Origin of the sequence: uncultured Campylobacter sp. (assembly GCF_937997595.1) — a bacterium.
In the GTDB taxonomy this organism is placed as follows: domain Bacteria; phylum Campylobacterota; class Campylobacteria; order Campylobacterales; family Campylobacteraceae; genus Campylobacter_B.
The window spans coordinates 1-16,636 of the sequence record NZ_CALKTS010000278.1 but is presented as its reverse complement, the minus strand read 5'-3'; the positions used below and the strand labels follow the sequence as shown (position 1 = coordinate 16,636).

19 protein-coding genes and 1 pseudogene are annotated in these 16,636 nt (G+C 49.6%); 9 read left to right on the top strand and 11 right to left on the bottom strand.

From position 1 onward, the window contains the following. The 3 genes from purM to Q0614_RS09270 form a co-directional block, all read left to right on the top strand. A partial coding sequence (purM, locus tag Q0614_RS09280) for a phosphoribosylformylglycinamidine cyclo-ligase (RefSeq protein ID WP_298788236.1) occupies positions 1-845 on the top strand: 845 nt, incomplete at its 5' end. A gap of 44 nt (positions 846-889) precedes the next feature. After that, positions 890-1,093 (top strand): Imm10 family immunity protein, encoded by a 204-nt coding sequence (locus Q0614_RS09275; protein ID WP_298788234.1) that lies wholly within the window; start codon positions 890-892, stop codon positions 1,091-1,093. Then, positions 1,044-1,247 carry a hypothetical protein gene (locus Q0614_RS09270; RefSeq protein WP_298788232.1) on the top strand — a complete coding sequence of 68 codons (204 nt, stop codon included), beginning with the start codon at positions 1,044-1,046 and terminating at the stop codon, positions 1,245-1,247. Before Q0614_RS09275 ends, Q0614_RS09270 begins: the two co-directional genes overlap by 50 nt. 464 nt (positions 1,248-1,711) lie before the next feature. On the opposite strand, the pseudogene Q0614_RS09265 reads toward Q0614_RS09270, so the two are convergent. Next, positions 1,712-2,860: pseudogene (locus Q0614_RS09265) on the bottom strand (iron-containing alcohol dehydrogenase). Positions 2,861-3,117: 257 nt separating this feature from the next. Here Q0614_RS09265 and Q0614_RS09260 point away from each other — a divergent pair. The 5 genes from Q0614_RS09260 to Q0614_RS09240 all read left to right on the top strand — a co-directional run bounded on the left by Q0614_RS09260 (position 3,118) and on the right by Q0614_RS09240 (position 6,279). Further along, positions 3,118-3,327: an AraC family transcriptional regulator N-terminal domain-containing protein gene (locus Q0614_RS09260; protein WP_366125053.1), complete on the top strand. Its 210-nt coding sequence runs from the start codon at positions 3,118-3,120 to the stop codon at positions 3,325-3,327. 49 nt (positions 3,328-3,376) lie between these two features. After that, complete coding sequence (locus Q0614_RS09255; RefSeq protein WP_298788230.1) at positions 3,377-3,958, top strand: AraC family transcriptional regulator; 582 nt, start codon at positions 3,377-3,379, stop codon at positions 3,956-3,958. A 491-nt stretch (positions 3,959-4,449) separates the two neighbouring features. After that, a complete protein-coding gene (locus Q0614_RS09250) occupies positions 4,450-4,617 on the top strand; it encodes a hypothetical protein (protein WP_291938627.1) in 168 nt (55 codons plus the stop codon). A gap of 9 nt (positions 4,618-4,626) precedes the next feature. Beyond that, positions 4,627-5,382, top strand: a complete 756-nt coding sequence (locus Q0614_RS09245) for a disulfide bond formation protein B (protein WP_298788228.1) — start codon at positions 4,627-4,629, stop codon at positions 5,380-5,382. A gap of 9 nt (positions 5,383-5,391) precedes the next feature. Then, the gene (locus Q0614_RS09240) at positions 5,392-6,279 is read left to right on the top strand and encodes a hypothetical protein (protein WP_298788226.1); all 888 of its coding nucleotides are present in this window, start codon (positions 5,392-5,394) and stop codon (positions 6,277-6,279) included. 142 nt (positions 6,280-6,421) lie between these two features. Here the strand turns inward: Q0614_RS09240 and Q0614_RS09235 are convergent, their stop codons facing one another. From Q0614_RS09235 to Q0614_RS09185, 10 genes are all read right to left on the bottom strand, one after another. Further along, a complete protein-coding gene (locus Q0614_RS09235) occupies positions 6,422-6,682 on the bottom strand; it encodes a hypothetical protein (protein ID WP_298788224.1) in 261 nt (86 codons plus the stop codon). Between the two features lie 122 nt (positions 6,683-6,804). Next, entirely contained in the window at positions 6,805-7,701 is an 897-nt protein-coding gene (locus Q0614_RS09230) for an NTF2 fold immunity protein (RefSeq protein WP_298788223.1), read from the bottom strand. A gap of 113 nt (positions 7,702-7,814) precedes the next feature. Further along, positions 7,815-8,825: a phosphoribosyl-AMP cyclohydrolase gene (gene hisI / locus Q0614_RS12585; RefSeq protein WP_366125052.1), complete on the bottom strand. Its 1,011-nt coding sequence runs from the start codon at positions 8,823-8,825 to the stop codon at positions 7,815-7,817. A gap of 291 nt (positions 8,826-9,116) precedes the next feature. Then, entirely contained in the window at positions 9,117-10,196 is a 1,080-nt protein-coding gene (locus Q0614_RS09215) for an SPFH domain-containing protein (RefSeq protein ID WP_298788221.1), read from the bottom strand. 8 nt (positions 10,197-10,204) lie between these two features. After that, positions 10,205-11,131, bottom strand: coding sequence for a branched-chain amino acid transaminase (locus Q0614_RS09210; protein ID WP_298788219.1), 927 nt, complete (start codon positions 11,129-11,131; stop codon positions 10,205-10,207). 153 nt (positions 11,132-11,284) lie between these two features. Beyond that, the gene (locus tag Q0614_RS09205) at positions 11,285-12,364 is read right to left on the bottom strand and encodes a phospholipase A (RefSeq protein WP_298788217.1); all 1,080 of its coding nucleotides are present in this window, start codon (positions 12,362-12,364) and stop codon (positions 11,285-11,287) included. Continuing rightward, positions 12,354-12,920 (bottom strand): molybdenum cofactor guanylyltransferase, encoded by a 567-nt coding sequence (locus Q0614_RS09200; RefSeq protein WP_298788216.1) that lies wholly within the window; start codon positions 12,918-12,920, stop codon positions 12,354-12,356. Before Q0614_RS09200 ends, Q0614_RS09205 begins: the two co-directional genes overlap by 11 nt. A 61-nt stretch (positions 12,921-12,981) precedes the next feature. After that, a complete protein-coding gene (locus Q0614_RS09195) occupies positions 12,982-13,758 on the bottom strand; it encodes a hypothetical protein (protein ID WP_298788214.1) in 777 nt (258 codons plus the stop codon). 253 nt (positions 13,759-14,011) lie between these two features. Next, positions 14,012-14,371, bottom strand: a complete 360-nt coding sequence (locus tag Q0614_RS09190) for a nitrous oxide-stimulated promoter family protein (protein WP_298788212.1) — start codon at positions 14,369-14,371, stop codon at positions 14,012-14,014. A gap of 102 nt (positions 14,372-14,473) precedes the next feature. Then, a complete protein-coding gene (locus tag Q0614_RS09185) occupies positions 14,474-15,481 on the bottom strand; it encodes an AI-2E family transporter (RefSeq protein WP_295150738.1) in 1,008 nt (335 codons plus the stop codon). Positions 15,482-15,684: 203 nt separating this feature from the next. On the opposite strand from Q0614_RS09185, the gene Q0614_RS09180 reads away from it, so the two are divergent. Then, a partial coding sequence (locus Q0614_RS09180) for a class I SAM-dependent methyltransferase (protein ID WP_298788210.1) occupies positions 15,685-16,636 on the top strand: 952 nt, incomplete at its 3' end.

Sequence of the window (16,636 nt, the reverse complement as noted above, 5' to 3'; positions counted from 1 at the left end):
CTGCAGGCTACAAAAAACCTGCGATCCTAGGCGCCACCGACGGCGTGGGCACAAAACTGCGACTAGCGATCGACGCGCGCAAATTTGAGGGCGTGGGGCAAGACCTCGTCGCAATGTGCGTAAACGATCTCATCTGCAACTTCGCCGAGCCGCTATTTTTCCTCGACTACTACGCGACGGCGAAGCTTGAGATCGCGGATGCCAAAGAGGTCGTAAAAAGCATCGCCGAGGGCTGCAAGCTCGCCCGCTGCGCGCTTATCGGCGGTGAGACGGCTGAGATGCCCTCGATGTATGAAAAGGGCGACTTCGACCTAGCGGGCTTTGCCGTGGGTATCGCCGAGGAGGACGAGATCGACCGCTCAAAATTCGTCCGCGAGGGCGACGTGCTTATCGCGCTTCCTAGCAGCGGCCTGCACTCAAACGGCTTCTCGCTCGCCCGCAAAGTGGTCGCCGAGCTGGGGCTAAAATTTGACGATAAGGTGGACGGTCGCGCGCTCATCGACGTGCTTTTGGAGCCGACCAGGATCTACGTCGGAGGCTTTTTAAATTTAAAAGACAAGATCCACGCGCTCGCGCACATCACGGGCGGCGGCATCGTGGAAAATTTGCCGCGCGTATTTCCGGAGGGGCTGGGTGCAAAGATCGAGCGCGCCGCAATCCGCACGCCTGAAATCTTTAAAATCATAGCGCAAAAGGTAGAGCCTGCCGAGATGATGAGGACGTTTAACATGGGCGTTGGCATGATCGTCGTAGTGCCGAAAGAAAACGCGGACTTCGTGCTAGCAAATACCGATGGTTACGTTATCGGCGAGGTTGTAAAAGGTAAGGGTGCGCAGCTCATGTAAATTTGAAGCGGTAAAATTTGCCGTTTTTTGCCAAGGCAGAATTTATGTTTAGACTAAATTTTAAAGCAGGTGTTGCGACCGCTTCCAAAAACAGCGCCGAGAATTATTATATGATAGGCCTTGCGGACGACAAGTACGACTATAAGAACTATCTGCTTTTCCAAAGACCGATCAAGCTCGGGCGGTACGAGGACGCAGATGCGCCGCACAACGGCTTATACGCCAAGTGTAGGCGACATATGTTATAACGGATGCAAGGCGGCAAAAATCACTAGCGAGCTTATCGTTTTTGAAGTCCAAGACAGCGTCATCACCGTGGATATCAGCGGGGTTAAAATTCCCAAACGCTTCATTAAGTATTGCAAAGAAATTTTCGGCAATCTGCTTAGCATCGAGGGATAAATTTAAATACGCCGTCGGCACACAAAAGCAAATTTCGCAATCACAAATATAAAGCCGAGATTAAAATTTAACGAGCGAATTTTTAGATAGCGCGGGATAAGAGCGTTTAAGCAAAGCCATTAAACGCGACAAAATTTCGCGCCGGAGTAAAATTTATTGCGAGATTTGCGCATCAAATTCGGCGCAAGTATTATGTGGCAAAATTTACCCTTCCGAACATAGCTAAATTTCACGCTCGATCCGCAGCTGCCTACGCTTTAAATTTAGACGCGCCGCTTGTCGCCTCTGCCCTCTTACAGCGAGCCTCGCGGACTTAAAGGGATGCAAAACGATCATCTCGCTATCCGCGCAGCCGATTATTTTTTAGGAAGGGTAATCACTAGCGCACCCACACTACCGTCTGCCTTTTCAGAAAGGGCGATCGCTCGCCCCTTCGGTTTAAATTTTATCTATGCACTCGCGCCTTATTTTGCAAAATCTAAAATTTTAGTGATATTTTCGCGGCTATAAAGCTCCACCATATTCCAAGCTTTAGCGTTTGTCGCGGCTACGTCTATGACCTCGTCTAGCACCTTGCCTTCGATGCCAAGCTGTGCGAGGCTAGTAGGCGTGCCGATCTTATCAAACCACGCTTTAAGTGCTGCAATGCCTTCATTCGCACTTTTAAGGTCAAAAATTTCACGAGCGAAACGCTCAAACGCGCTTAAATTCCTATCCTTATACCACCTCATCCACGCAGGCATTACTACGCTAAGACCGGCTCCGTGCGCGCAGTCCACGACCGCGCTCATCGCATGCTCGATCATATGGTTTGGATAGCCGAAGCCACCCACGCCCACGTAGGTTAGTCCGTTTAGCGCCATCGTCGCGGCCCACGCAAACTCGGCGCGCGCGTCGTAATCGCTCGGATCTGCAAGCAGGATTTCAGTCGTGCGGATGACGGTTTTGATGTTGGCTTCGATATAGGCTCGAACGATGTCCGGGTGGACGCTAGCGGTAAAATACTACCCCTCGATGCTGTGCGCGATGATGTCGCTCGCGCTATATACGAGATACTCGCTGCTGACGGTTGCTTGCAGCTGCGGGTTTATCACCGAGATTTTCGGGTATAGACACGGCGCGCTGATCGGGTATTTTTGTTTGGTCTGCTCCTTAGTCACCACGCCGCCGCAGTTCATCTCCGAGCCCGTCGCGGCAAGGGCGATGATGTCAAAAATTTTAAGCGCGGCGCTTGGGCTTTTGCCGATAAAAAAATCCCACACGTTGCCATCGTAGCAGGCGCCCGCGGCTACGGCTTTTGCGGAGTCCAGTACGCTTCCGCCGCCCACAGCAAGCACGCTATCAGCGCCAAATTCTTTAGCGAGCTTGATCGCTTCATTTACTTTACTTAACACGGGATTTGATTTTATGCCGCCAAGCTGCGTAAATTCTATACCGCTTGCCTTTAAGCTGCTCTCCACGACGCCCATCAGACCGCTCTTTCGCACGCGCTCGCTGCCGTATAGTACGAGAGCTTTTTTCGCGCCCGCTTCCTTCATATACTGCCCGATATGCTCCTCTTTACCCTTGCCAAATTCTATCCTCACGGGGTTGCAAAAACTAAAATCTGTCATTTTCTCTCCTTTAAATAAAGTTGGCTAAATTATAGCCTTTTTTAAAATTTTGCGGTAGCACGATACTCCAAATTCCTTGCCTAATCGTGCAAATTTAAATATAACCCGAGTAAATTTAAAGAAGATAGCATGAACGAAGTAGATAAAATTTTAAAAGACGCCACAAAGATCGCGGACGAGCTATATCCCGCCTAGGGGCACGCTCAGAAGCCTATAGGGGCGTTTAGCTTCTATCGTCAAAGAAAGCCCCAGACTTCATCGCGACGATCTACGAACCTAGCGCGTGCTTGTGCCTGCGCGACGGCAAAATGGTGGAATTTAGCGGCAAGCAGTATCGCTACGATATGCAAAAATTCCTACTTTGCGCAAGCGACTTGCCGCTTTTGGGGCGGGTAGAGCACTGTCCGTTTCTATCGGTAAGCATTAAATTTCAAAGCGAGGAATTCTTGAGGCGCTCAAGGAAATAGAGGGGCAGAGCCGCGCTGGCAGACTTGAAAGCAGCCTATATTTCGGCGTATGAGCTACGAGATCGCGGACGCCGTTTCTAGGCTCATCTCTTTGCTACGGCGGGAGCCTGCGAGCCTAAAGCACGCCGGGCGTTTGGCAATAAAGGAAATTTTATACATGCTGATCTTAAGCGGCGTGGGAGAATTCCTGAGTCGCTTCGTCATGCAGGGCACGGCGGAAAACTCCATCGCGCGCGCAATGAGGGAAATTAAAATCCGCTTCAAAGAGCCGATCAACATGCGCGAGTTGGCGGCCGAGCTCGGCATTAGTCCGTCGTCGTTTTACCATAATTTCAAAAAAATTACCGCGCTAAGCCCACTTGATTTTCAAAAGCGCATTAGACTGCAGGAAGCTAGATATATCTTGCAAAACAGCGATAGCACGGCTTCTCAAGCGGCCTTTGACGTCGGATACGAAAGCTCGTCGCAATTCAGCAGGGAGTACGCGAGGATGTCTGCATGCCGCCTAAAGCCCACGCGCAAACATTTCGCGACTAAGAACGAGCAAAAATTTAAAGTGATCGGCTTGGGCAAGCTTTGTAAAATTTCAAAATTTCATTGCGCAATACAAGCCAAAATAACCGCACAGTAGAGCGGCATCTGCGACCGACATAAACCGATCGCAAGGTATTGCTTGCTATCAACGAGGCGGCATCCGCTACCGAAACGAGGACCCAGTAGGGGAAAACGCGGTGCAAGAATACAGCCTAAACGTAAGAAGATAGACATAATGCAAGAGACCGCTCCGCCGCAAGAAAAATGGATGCGCCCAGCGATGATTGCCCCCCACTCGCTTGCCGCTGCGCTAAAAGTCATTGTTCATCTTCTTGCTAATTTTATAATTTCAATCGCGTGACGTTTTATCACGCGACTCGCACAAGCAAAATCAGGCTAATCGAAATGCTTTAGATAAATTTAAATCAAGCTGGAATAGAAAAAATTTTCTTAAAAATAGCTATTTTAGTATCATGAAATTTCATAAAAATTTATTTATACTGATAAAAACATAATTTTTAATATACGTCTAATAAGCAAAATAGTAATATTTTTACGATATTAAATTTCAGTAAGAAAGGAGAAAATATGGAATTTTTAATGGTTCTGATGTTTTTCGTCGCGGGCCTTTTGTTGTGGTTTAGACCTGAGAAAAAGCGCGCGGTTATGGGCTTTGGTATTGCGGGTATCGCAATACTCGTCATCATGATGGCATGGGTGAATAAATTTGCTGTCGTGCCTATGGGAAATTTTTAGGAGCGAGCAATGAAAAGTTTGCAAGATAAAATGTCTCAAAGCCTCATTCGCGGCGCCGAGATTTCTGCGGGCTGGGGCGAAGATGAAAAGCGGTTTTTTAATCTTTTCGCTCTTGCTGCCCTCGCCCTCATCGCCCTGCCCGTAGGTATCGCGTGTTTGGTTTTGGGCTTTGGCATGGGCGATAGCCCCTGCATCATGTGCTGGCACGAGAGATTTTGCATGGTCGCAATCTCATTCGTGGCTTTGCTGATCGTTAGATACGGCTTTACAGTCAAATACCTAGCCGCGATCCTCTTTTTAGCATGCCTCGGGCTATACGACGGCTTTTTGCATTACAGCCTCGACGGCACCGGCGGCGGTTACCTCGACATCAAGCAGGGCTTCGGGCTTGAAATTTTAGGCGCACACACGCAGTTTTGGGTCGTAGTGGTGCATTTTTGCGTCATTATATTTTTGGGAGTGATTTTGCTGCTAGGCAAAAACGTAGGCAAAATAATGCAAAAAAGCGAGGAGAGCGCATACGGTGCGGTTCTGCCGAGCTTCGCGCTAGGCAAGATAGCCGTGGTAGCCTTTGCGATCATCATGGCTTTTAACTGCGTTCAGGCCTTTATCACGGCAGGTCCTCCGCCCTATCTAGCCTCCGCGACGCCTTCGCGCATGAGCGTCGATCCGTCAAAGTGGTTTTGGGAGCTTGATCACTGGGGGGAGACCGAAATTGACTTCCGCGAAAGCTGGAATCCAAAACTACCGAATTTACCGAAATGAGGTCGCAATATGAGAAAAATTTTAACTTTAACCCTTTTGTGCGCCGCACTGGCGCTGGGCGGCGAATTTAATCTAAATCCTGCAGACGGCGCAGTGACAAATTTAACGCCGCTACGCAAAAGCGGCGAGATAACGCTAAATTTAAACAACAATAATCCCGTCACAGGGCTTGACTACGACGCGGCAAGCGGAAGCTTCTTGCTCGGCACGCTAAAATTCGAGCTCTACGAAATGGACGGCGAGCTAAAAACCGTAAAAAGCTATCTACGAAGCACGCCTGATTGGATAATACAGATGGAAAAGACCGTTGCAGCGAGCTTTTTTAAAGGCTCGGTAGGGCTCATGAGCTATAATAAAACCTATGAGTTTTTCAAGCCCGCACCGAACCAAAGCAAAGAGGAAGCAAACAAGGCGTGGCGCTATCTGCACGATGGATACGAAAATTTCACGCTTGATTTCAAAGATCGCTACTCCACCGTACGCGCCAAACAACAGTATATCCTAAGCTGGGATCACTCGGATTTCTACGGCGAGTTTTTTGTCGCTAGCGTGCCAGATAACATAAAGCAAAGCTGGAGCGTGGCGAGCTTTAGCGACGCCGACAATCTACTCTCGAGCGAGTTCGTGCCGAGCTTCGATGAGGCTCTCGGCGTAAAAGACGGCAGGGACATAAACGACTACTATATCACGGGTATGGATGCGAGCGGCGAGTTTGTTTATCTACTCTCGAAGCAATACTCAAGCATCCTAAAGCTTGATCCGCGCAGCAGAAAGATCGTGGAGATTTATAGCTTTGAAGGCGCGAGCGATGCCCATGCACTCGCTATCAAAGAGGGCAAATTCTACGTCGCATCCAGAGAAAACGGCGTGAATAAAATTTTTATTTTCGAGAGGTAAAATTTAAGCCGTCTTTTGGGCGGCTTAATTTAATTGATTTAAACGTAAATTCCGCATCCAAAACTATAAGAATTTTGATTAAACATTGACTTCTAAAAAAATACATTAGTACCGCCAAACTCCAGCGTCATTATATAGCGGATTATAAGCGTTGTGAAATTTTAAAGCTGCGAACGCCCAATATCGGCACGGCGATGCCCTCTTCTGTGACCGCGTCTCCGTGCTCGGTCTGCGTAAAATAAGCAAGAACGTCCCCGTTCGCAAGCCCGTGCTCATCCAGATAGCGCGCGAGTAGCGCGGGCTCGTACACCATGAAGCCGCCCAGCTCGGAGAAAATTCGCCTTTTCATTCGCGCCTTTCTTTGATCGCCGTGCGCATCGTACGCAGAAATTTTACCGCTCATTTGCCCTCTTTGTTTTTGTTTCGCAGCGCCGATGAAATTTTATCACTGCGCTTGCGGCAGGCTAAATTTTATCCCTGCAGTCGCGCCGCGGATGAAATTTGAACCTCGTTTTGCGCTTAAATTTACAGCCCGCGGTTTTTCCAGCAGCCGTTCATACCTTGGCACTTATCTACGAGCCAGCGCCCGTCCTTGCGCACGAGCAGGAAGCGGCGCGCAAAGCCGTGTTCGTCCTTGGCGTAGATGTAAATTTTATTTTTGCTCTCGCATTCGGCGTCCGTTAGCTCGTATCCGCCGTAGGTGCCGCCCTCCATCATTGAAAACGAGATGCCCTCGGGGCGGAAGCCGCTGCGCCTAACGGGCGTGCAGTAGCGCGCAAAGAGCTCGTCGCATCTGCGCTGCACATCGCCGTCATCCGCGTCGTCAATTCGCGAAGTGGCAAATTTCTCCCATTCGCTCATCGCCGCGAAAAACGCGAGTAGCGCGCCGCGCGCCGCCGCCAGGTCATCCGGATCGAGCTTCTTTTTGCTCTTTGCGGCGTCTCTTTGTGCCTGTTCGAATTCCGCAATTTGTTCCTTGCTGAAGCGCCCGCCGCCAAGATAAAACTGGACTTTCGTATCCGCCGCGGCTAGCAGCCCTGCAAAGCTCACGTGCGAATTGACCAGGCGCAGCAATTTTAGCTTCGGGATTTGCACGATCGCTTTTAGCCCCTCGTCCGTGATGCTGACATTTTCGATACCGATGTGCTCAAGCTTAGCGTGTCCCGCAAAGTATCTAAAGCCCTCGCCGCTTATCTTATCGCTATCTTGCAAAAATAGATACGCAAGCTTCGGTAGCATGGCTAGATGCTGTAGTGCCGCATCCGTAATCGCCGTAGCTATAAAGCCCATATTTACGAGGCTTTTTACCTCGCAGATGCGGCGCACCATCTCATCGCTTAGCGCTACGTTTTCGTAGTGATGGCCTTTGCAGTAGCGCTCGCTAACCGCGTCCAAAGCCTCCTGCATCGTGATCTGCCTCATCATCTATCCTTTAAATTTGATTTTAAAATTTTAGTGAAATTTTACGATTTGCGCAAGGTGCTGAAATTTATGGCGCGGATTTTAGTTCATGCAGTGCGATTAAATTTTACGCATCATTTTTTGCGGCTGCGCTTTTCTTCGATGCCGCTTTGTCCTTGCCTGCGCGCCAACTCGTCAAGTAGGGCATCCGGGTGGATATTGTGCGCCGCAAGCGCGAGCAGAAGGTGAAATAAAAGATCCGCTCCCTCGTAAATCACGTCGTATCGCGGCTCGCCTGCTTTGTGCTCGCCGAAGCCCTCGCGCGCGGCGTCTGCGTAAAGCTCGCTGCGCGAGAGGTCCTTGCACGCCAGCGCGAACTCGCACGCCTCCTCGGCGATCTTTTTGAGATAGGCGTTTTCGCCCTTCGCGTAGAGCGAGGCGACATAGGAGAGCGCGGGCTCGCCGTTTAGCTTGCGATCCAAGCAGACGTGATAAATTTCGTCCAAAATGCCGTACGGGCTTTTTTCTGCGGAGTTTTCGAGCGTAGAATTTTGCGAGACGGCGTCTAAATTTTGCTCGCTGCGCTCTGCGACGGAATTTGTGAGCGTGGAATTTGCCGCAGCGGGGCTTTGCATTGTGGAGCTCTGATTGCTGCAGTAGGTAGTAGAATTTTGGGGCGCGTAATCCGCCGAGCCGTCGCAAGCTACGGAATTTTGCCCTGCGCGGGAATTTGTGGAATTTTTCTGCACGAGAGAGGTTGCAGAGCCGTGCTCTGCAAAATTTATCGCGCCGCAAGCGCTCGAGCCCCCCATATTTTCGCCGCATTTTTGCAGCGAAATCTCTTTGAAAAAACAGCTTCGCGCGCCCGTGTGGCAGGCGGATCCGCCGCATTGCTCGACTTTAAGCAGCAGCGCGTCGTTGTCGCAGTCCAAAAACGCGGATTTTACGAGCTGAACGTGACCGCTCTCCTCCCCCTTTTTCCAGATGCGCCTCTTGCTGCGCGAGAAGTAGTGCGCGTAGCCCGTTTGCAGCGTTAGGCCTAGCGCCTCTTCGTTCATATACGCGAGCATCAAAACCGCGCCGTCACCCGCGTCCTGCACGATCGTGGGGAGCAGCCCGCCTAATTTTTGCCAATCTACCTTCATCTTTGATCCTTAGTTTACGAAGTCGCGCGCCCTGAATTTAGCCGCCGCACGCGGAATTTGAGTTATGAATTTACGAAGCGGCGAGCCTCGTAAATTTAAAGAGTAAACCTGGCGGCTAAATTTTAAGCGACCGCTAGGCTTAAGCTGCGACGAGTGTGAGTTTTGCTAATCGCGAGCTTTCGCGCTCGCTGTTAAGTTTAGCTCGCAAAATCGAGAGTTAAGCTTATGCGCCCGGAGCAACTTGTTATTAAATTTAGTTCGCGAAATTGGGGCGCATAACCGCCTGAAATTTTAATTTTCCCGCTCGATGGCGCTTTGCTTCGCCTTATCTTTCGTATCGACCCAGATATTAGGCACCGCGCCGCCCGGCGTTAGGAAAATTTTCGCGTCGCTGTTTTCGCGCAACGCCTCGTTAAATTTAGCCTGCGTCTCGATCTGCTTGAGGCTTAAAAGATTTGCATCCAAGCTCTTTGCGACCTCTTTGTTGGCGTAGGCTTGCGCGTCGGCTTCGATCTTAGCGGCATCGGCGCGACCTTGAGCTTCGATTTTGACGGCGTCTGCGTTACCTTTGGCAAGAGCAGCCTTTTTAAGCGCCTCTTGATTTGCGCGCTCGACCTCGTATTTGGTGCGCTCGGCCTCCTGCTTGGCGATCTGTACGCGCTCGATCTGTTCCTTTACCTTCGCCGGCAGGATGATCTCGCGAAGCTGCACGGCTAGCAGATCTACGGGCGAATTCGGCAGTGCTTCGATATTTTTGCGGATGCCGTCGTCGATCGCTTTAGCGATCTCGTCGCGTTTGGTCGGCAGCTCCTCTGCGGCATAGTTGCCGATGACGCTGCGCACGACGTCCTTTACGCGCGGATCGATGATCTTATCCTCCCACAAAAAGCCCCACTCGGCGATCGTGTTGGGCGCCGTGGCTTCATTGAGCCTGTATTGCACGGTGATGTCGATGCTGACGGGCAAATTTCGCGAGTCTAGCACCGAAAGCGAGTTTTTGCTGATGATACCGCCCGCGGTACCGCTTTTAGTGGCGATACCCGCGCTCATATCTTCGCTGCTGGTGTAGTTGATGATACGCGTGCGAGTATCTACGACGAATACGTCCTGTATGAACGGCACGAAAAAGTGAAGCCCCGCGCCAAGAGGCATCGGATCGTATTTGCCTAAATTTGACTTGATCCCCACTTCGCCCGATTGGATCGTGACGAAGGGCTTTGCAATCACGAGCAGCGCGATTAGCGCGATTATCACGTAAAGCACGCCGCTAAACTTGCCCATCCCTCCGAAATTAGGAATTTTAAAATTTAAATTCCCGCCTTTTTTGTCGCTGTTTTTCTTATTAAAATAATCATTCAAATCCGCTGGCATGCGCGTCCTTATTTAACGTATGTGAGCCAGTGCTCAAATTTAGGGTCTTTGCCCGTGACGGCGGCGAAATACGCCTTTTGCAAGCGGCTCGTGATCTCGCCCATCTCGCCCTTGCCGATGATCCTGCCGTCGATGTTGCTAATCGGCGTGACCTCCGCGGCGGTGCCGGTGAAAAACGCCTCGTCCGCGGCATAGAGCTGATCGCGAGCGATGCGCTCTCTGCGGACTTCGTAGCCCAGGCTGCGCGCGATTTCGATGACCGAGTTTTGAGTGATGCTCTCTAGGCTGGTGTCGTTCGGCGGAGTGATGATGAGCCCATCTTTCACGATAAATAGGCACTCGCCCGGCCCCTCTGCGACGAAGCCCTGAGGATCGAGCAGTATCGCCTCATCGTATCCCGCATCGACCGCCTCAAAATTTGCCATCTGCGAGTTAAAATAATTCGCACTCGCTTTGGCTTTTGCCATCATCGAAAATTGCGCCGGCTTTATCCACGATGAAATTTTGGCTTTGATCCCTTTGTGTAGCGCATCTTCGCCCATATACGCGCCCCATTGCCACGCTGCGACGATGACGTTTACCAGGCAGTTCGTAGACGAAACACCCATCGAGCCATAGCCGAAGTACGCTAGCGGGCGGATATAGACGGTCTGATCGAAGTGGTTTTTCGCGACGACGTCGATCTGGGCCTGACGAAGCTGCTCGAAACTAAACGGAAGCTTGATTAGGCAGAGCTTTGCCGAAATTTCAAGCCTGCGAGTGTGCTCGTCCAAGCGAAAAATCGCGTAGCCTTTGTCGGTTTTATAAGCGCGTACGCCCTCAAATACGGCGTTTCCGTAGTGCAAAGAGTGCGTCAAAACGTGAGTGGTGGCCTCCGCCCATGGGATTAGCTTGCCGTCTTTCCAGATGAGCTCGGCCTCTTGAATTTGTGCCATTTTTTGATCCTTTTGTTTAAAATTTAATCTGCGATTTTAGCTAAAACAATATTAATTTCTAAGAAATTTAAAAGCGGTTGAAATTTGGTGCGATTTTAAGACGCACAACGAGTCGTGAGTTCAAATTTAGCTCGCAACTCGGTGCAGATGGCATTAAAATTCCACGAAAGAAAGCCCGATGCCGATCTTATTGACGCTGCGTTTGTAGTCCGCGAGGCTTTCGCCGTAGCCATTGAAGTAGCGCAGATAGCCGTAAAATCCACTGTTAAAGATCGGAAAGCTGTAGTTCAGCTCGATTGCACCGCGATTACTGCCGTCAAAATGAAGGTTGTTTCGCCACAGAGCGCTAAGTCGCTGCTTGCCGAAGGTGTATGACGCGCGCAGATCGCCGTAGCCCATATAATCCGCGATGTCCTCGTTCGTGCGATCCAGCCAAAACGCATACCACGCTCTGGGGGTGATAGAAAATCCGTCCGCACTCCACGTGCTTTGGGCGTAGAGCCTATTCCATGAGCGCGATTCCTCGCCGCCCTTGCCGTTTGACTCGTGCATTGCGCCTATCTTTAACTCGTCCGCAAACGGCACCGGCGCGCTAACGTATAGCTCGGGGCGATAGTTGCTCTCGCGGAAAGGCGCGCTATCCTGCGTGATCTGCCACCAGGAATTTTGCGCGTAAGCGAATGAAATTTTCTCTCCAAACCCCAGCACGTCGTAGGCAATCGGGCGCTCGAAGCTAAACTCAAAATGCAGCTCATCCGCCTTGTGATCGGGTTTTTTGCTAAAATCGTGGGTAAAGAGCATATAGATCGGCTCATAGTATTTAAGCCCCAAAAATCCAAAATTTCGACCATTTTGATCGCCTTGCGGCGCGGAATTTTGCGCTAGAAAATTCCGTTCGTCCTGCATCGCAGAACTCGATGTCGTGGAATTCTGAGATAGTGAGGCAGAATTCGATGATGCTAAAGAATTTTGCGGTTTAGTTAGACGTAAAACGGCGGTATCATCGTGCGAAGCGCGGTTTTCTGCGGACGAGGTAGAATTTTTTGCTGAATTTCGGCGCGACTTTTCGCCGCTTTCCGCTAGATTTGCCGCGGCGATCTTTTTGTAATAGATCATCGCGTTTTTGTAATCGCCCTTGGCCTCGTATTCGCTAGCCTTTGCGTATAGCTCGGATAGATCTTGCGCGGCTAGGCTTATGGCGCAAAGCGCGAAGGCTAAAGCTTTAAATTTCATCTACGCCCTTTAAATCGTTTTGATAATTTATATTTAAAAACTGCTCTTTGTTTTTGAAATTTAGCACTTTGGAATTTGCAGATCCGATGAGCGCACCGATCTTATGCTCTCCTGCGCGGTAGAGCTCAAGCGCGCGCGGTGCGAGAGCTGCGTCAAAAAATCCGCACAAGCTATGTCTGTGTGCCTCGTCGCCCGCCACGCAAATTTGCCCCTCTTGCTCGCTAAGAGCGCGAATAGTGGAAATTTCTACAAATGGCATATCGGCGGGGATGATAAAAATGCGCTCGCCGCTAAATGGTTTCAGCGCCGAATATAGCGCGCCCATCGGCGAAAATTCCTCAAATTCGTCGTAGATCATAGGAAGCGGCGGGTTAAATTTAGAGGTTTTGGCACAGGCGAAAACCCGCTCAAACTCGCGGCTTAAGCGCGAGAAAAGAAAGTGCGTCATGCTGGGATGCCCGCGGAATGGAAACAGCGTTTTATCGCTGCCGAAACGCGAGCTTTTGCCGCCGCAGAGAATGACGCAGGTTTTCATAGAAATTTCACCGGCTTTCATCGATCTTTATCGCGGCGAAATTTTAAATTTGAAAGTAAAATTTGAAAGAAGCGCGGGCATATCAGTCTTTTTGCATATATTTGGCTTTGCCAAGGGCGTTGTTTGCGATGAACTGATAAAGGCTCGGCGCTTGAAGCTTGGCTAGTTCTGGGTATTTGGCTTTAAGCGTCTTCCAGATATCGTAGACGCGCATGCCGCTTGCGTAAAGTTTCATAATCTCGCTAAAATGCGGATCGTAAAGGCTCGGCTTTTTATACAGCGAGAGTTTGCGGTCGGTATCTAGCACCGCGTTTGCCTCGATAAAAGTGGCTATATCGCGCTCGCTTACTTTGGCAAAATCCTTTTCGTAATGAGCTTTCATATATTTTAAAATTTCTTTATTGCTAACGCCTTGGAAGTGCATTTTCTTAATCTCGAAGCGATATGCGTATAAGAAATCTTCGCTTTTTTTGGCGATTGCGCGAAGTCTTGTTTTTTCATCTTTGAACGTCACGGAGATAAAGTGCGTAAGCCCGGGCGCAGTAACGGCGTTTTTGAATGCTTCATCCTCCTCGCCGATCTTTTTTAAGATCGCCTTGACGGTGTAGCCCTCGGCAATAAGGTTTGAAATTTTATCTTTATATGGTTTGTAGTCGAATCGCACGCGCCTAAAGCCCGTCTCGACGCTGATTTTTTTGTAGATCCTCGCATGCTCTCTAGATGTAAAATACCTCGATTTCAGCCCTTTGCGGAGTTGTTCGGCAACCGCGGTAAAATCGTCATAATCGGCGATAGACGCGATTAATTCCTTTTCGTTTACGACCTTGCCGTTAACGACCGCAATGGTAATGACCTTCATATTTTCTCCTTTGATTGGGCACAATTCTAACTTAAAACTATAAACTCAAATTTAATTATTTATTATCAAGGATTGCGTAGGATTTGCGTTTGCAAGGCAGAATTTTACGCGCTAAAATTTAGCATTTTGATTGATTTTTATATCTTTTTGTGCTTGTTTTCACGCCGCTTTTTTATACTTTTTTGTGTTGAGATGAAGCGGGTTTGCAAAGATAAATTTTACCCGCAAACTTTAACTAAATTGCCCGCACAAGTTAGCTTTTTTTAAACGAAAAAAGCTTTTTGATCTTCGTAAGTCCTAATTTCATACCGCTATATTTCATCATCTTAGCCATATTTACCCACATTTCACGCTCGTAGCACGGATGCGGGCAGTGGTGACAGCGTGGCTTTTCGGTGTGCGGGCAGGCACCAAGGCGCGCGTAGGCGTAACGCAACATCCGCTCGCAGTCGCTACAGAGATGAAAGTGCGTCTGCACTAGCCCCTTATCGTCTTTGTAGTCATGAAGCACAGCACCATCTTTTTTAAGCGCGTCCATATGCTTGCCATCGCAGTAAATTTGGATAAATTTCGTCACCGTGTTTACTTCGTAAATAAATTTTTCACTCGTCATCTTTAATCCTTTGGGGCGGATTTTATCTAAAAGAGACAAAAATACTCTTGAGCGCGCTCAAGCTAGAATTTATTGAATTTTAAAATTTCGCGGAATTTCGCTTTATCTTTCGACCTTGTTGCTTAATAGAGTCGCGATGAAGCGTGTTTTGTCGTTTGAGGCAAGCGCGATTTGCAAGCTCATCGTAAGCGGCACAGCCAAAAATAGCCCGCCGATACCAAGCACAAAGCCCCACAACAGTAGCCCTGCAAGCACGCTGATCGTTGAAAGCCCGAGCCCTTGCCCTAAAAATCGCGGCTCGATGATATTTCCGATCGCTACGTTTACTACTAAATAGATTGCGATAGTCCAGATGCTAGAGCTTATATCCATCGTAGCTAGCGTCACGAAAAGCGTCGGAAAGACCGCTACGATCGAGCCTATCGTAGGGATGAAATTTAGTACGAAAGCTAAAATCCCCCACAGCGCAGCATATGGGACGCCAAGCGTCCACAGCCCAAGTCCGATGAGCGCACCGGTGCAAGCTGAAGCGATAGTTTTGATTAGTAGATATTTTTTGAGGCTGGAGGCAAATTTCTTCACGAAAGTGTGCGTAGCACGGCTACTTTGCGAAAAATAGCGGATTTTTTCGTCGATCACGGAGCTTTCAAAGACCATAAATGAAACCATTATAAAAATGAAAAATCCCGTCGAGACTATCGAGCCTGTTTTGCGCAGTAGTGCAGATAGCTGCGCGGCGGCTTCGCTCGGATCAATGCCCAGGCTTGCGGCGTTAAGCTCTATGCCGAATCGAGAGAGCTTCGCACTCACGCCTCCTAGCACCTCTTCAAATTTTGCTTGAAGCTCGGGCAGGCGCGCTGAAAATTCCTTGATCGCATCAAAGATGACCGCACCGAAAAACACTATAATCGCCACGAAAGCGAAAGTGATGATGAGGAAGCTAAAAACGCGCCCGACGCGGATCTTTTGGACATAAAGCACCAGCGGCGAGACGAGCACCGTGATGAAAATAGCTAGCAAAAATGGCACGACGATAGCCTGCGCGGCTTTAAGACCAGCCAGGATGATTATGACGCAAGCAACCGACATCAAGGACATTTGAAGCTTCAAGGATTCTCCTAAATTTGACATTTTCGCAGAGCTTTTACGCGAAATTTTGATGAAAGGATTTTAACTAAAATTCCATAAATTTTAAGACGGAATTTTAAAATTTCATCACAGAATTCTAAGATATGCGCAAATTCTTAGCGGGCGCAAGAAAAGTTAGAATTTTTTGCTAAAATTTTGCGAAATTTACACGAGCAGGATCGAAAATGAAACTTCCCAAACAGCTTTTAGACCGCTACGCCACGGAGCGTCAAAGCGCGGGCGAGGCGCAGCGGACGGCGAATGAGATCGCCTTTGCACCGGTGGTCTTTCAAGTCTCGCGACTGATGAAAAAATTTGGAATTTTAAGTGCGCTTAATGAGACGCGGGACGGACTAAGCATAAGTGAGATCGTGCAAAAGACCTCGCTTAGCGAATACGCCGTAAAGCTGCTTTTGGAAAGCTCGCTTAGCATCGGCACGGTGCTACTTAGCGGCGAGAAATTTCGGCTTAGTAAGGCGGGATATTTTCTACTTACCGACGAGCTGGTGGGAGTGGATATGGACTTCATCCACGACGTGTGCTACGAGGGTCTATTTAGGCTCGAAGAGACGCTAAAATCGGGCAAACCCGAGGGGCTAAAGGTCTTTGGGCAGTGGGCTACGATCTACGAGGCGCTTTCGCATCTGCCGCCGCACGTGCGCAAAAGCTGGCTCGCGTTTGATCATTTTTATTCGGATTTGGCGTTTGAGCCCGCGCTAAAGATCATTTTCTCGCGCAAGACGGCAAAAATTTTAGACGTAGGCGGCAACACGGGGCGCTTTGCTAAGCGGTGCGTAGGCTACGACGAAAATGTGCGCGTCACGATAATGGATCTTGCGGGGCAGATCGCGCTGATGAAAGACGCCGTCGCAGGCGCGCGCGGAGCTGAACGTATAGAGGGGCTTGCGGCCGATCTGCTAGATGCTGCTACGCGCTTTCCGCGCGGCTTTGATGTGATCTGGCTCAGTCAGTTTTTGGACTGCTTTGCAGAGGAGCAGATCGTAAGCATCCTTTCGCGTGCGGCGGAGTCGATGAGCGCGGAGACGCGGCTTTATATTTTGGAGCCGTTTTGGGACAGACAGCGCTACGAAACCGCCGCGTATAGCATGACGCAGATCAGCGTCTATTTCGCCGCGA

Excerpts from the sequence above, each read along its gene's own strand:
- Q0614_RS09275 (WP_298788234.1), top strand. The coding sequence starts at position 890 with ATGTTTAGACTAAATTTTAAAGCAGGTGTTGCGACCGCTTCCAAAAAC.
- Q0614_RS09270 (WP_298788232.1), top strand. The coding sequence starts at position 1,044 with ATGCGCCGCACAACGGCTTATACGCCAAGTGTAGGCGACATATGTTAT.
- Q0614_RS09255 (WP_298788230.1), top strand. The coding sequence starts at position 3,377 with ATGAGCTACGAGATCGCGGACGCCGTTTCTAGGCTCATCTCTTTGCTA.
- Q0614_RS09250 (WP_291938627.1), top strand. The coding sequence starts at position 4,450 with ATGGAATTTTTAATGGTTCTGATGTTTTTCGTCGCGGGCCTTTTGTTG.
- Q0614_RS09245 (WP_298788228.1), top strand. The coding sequence starts at position 4,627 with ATGAAAAGTTTGCAAGATAAAATGTCTCAAAGCCTCATTCGCGGCGCC.
- Q0614_RS09240 (WP_298788226.1), top strand. The coding sequence starts at position 5,392 with ATGAGAAAAATTTTAACTTTAACCCTTTTGTGCGCCGCACTGGCGCTG.
- Q0614_RS09235 (WP_298788224.1), bottom strand. The coding sequence starts at position 6,682 with ATGAGCGGTAAAATTTCTGCGTACGATGCGCACGGCGATCAAAGAAAG.
- Q0614_RS09230 (WP_298788223.1), bottom strand. The coding sequence starts at position 7,701 with ATGAGGCAGATCACGATGCAGGAGGCTTTGGACGCGGTTAGCGAGCGC.
- hisI (WP_366125052.1), bottom strand. The coding sequence starts at position 8,825 with ATGAAGGTAGATTGGCAAAAATTAGGCGGGCTGCTCCCCACGATCGTG.
- Q0614_RS09215 (WP_298788221.1), bottom strand. The coding sequence starts at position 10,196 with ATGCCAGCGGATTTGAATGATTATTTTAATAAGAAAAACAGCGACAAA.
- Q0614_RS09210 (WP_298788219.1), bottom strand. The coding sequence starts at position 11,131 with ATGGCACAAATTCAAGAGGCCGAGCTCATCTGGAAAGACGGCAAGCTA.
- Q0614_RS09205 (WP_298788217.1), bottom strand. The coding sequence starts at position 12,364 with ATGAAATTTAAAGCTTTAGCCTTCGCGCTTTGCGCCATAAGCCTAGCC.
- Q0614_RS09200 (WP_298788216.1), bottom strand. The coding sequence starts at position 12,920 with ATGAAAGCCGGTGAAATTTCTATGAAAACCTGCGTCATTCTCTGCGGC.
- Q0614_RS09195 (WP_298788214.1), bottom strand. The coding sequence starts at position 13,758 with ATGAAGGTCATTACCATTGCGGTCGTTAACGGCAAGGTCGTAAACGAA.
- Q0614_RS09190 (WP_298788212.1), bottom strand. The coding sequence starts at position 14,371 with ATGACGAGTGAAAAATTTATTTACGAAGTAAACACGGTGACGAAATTT.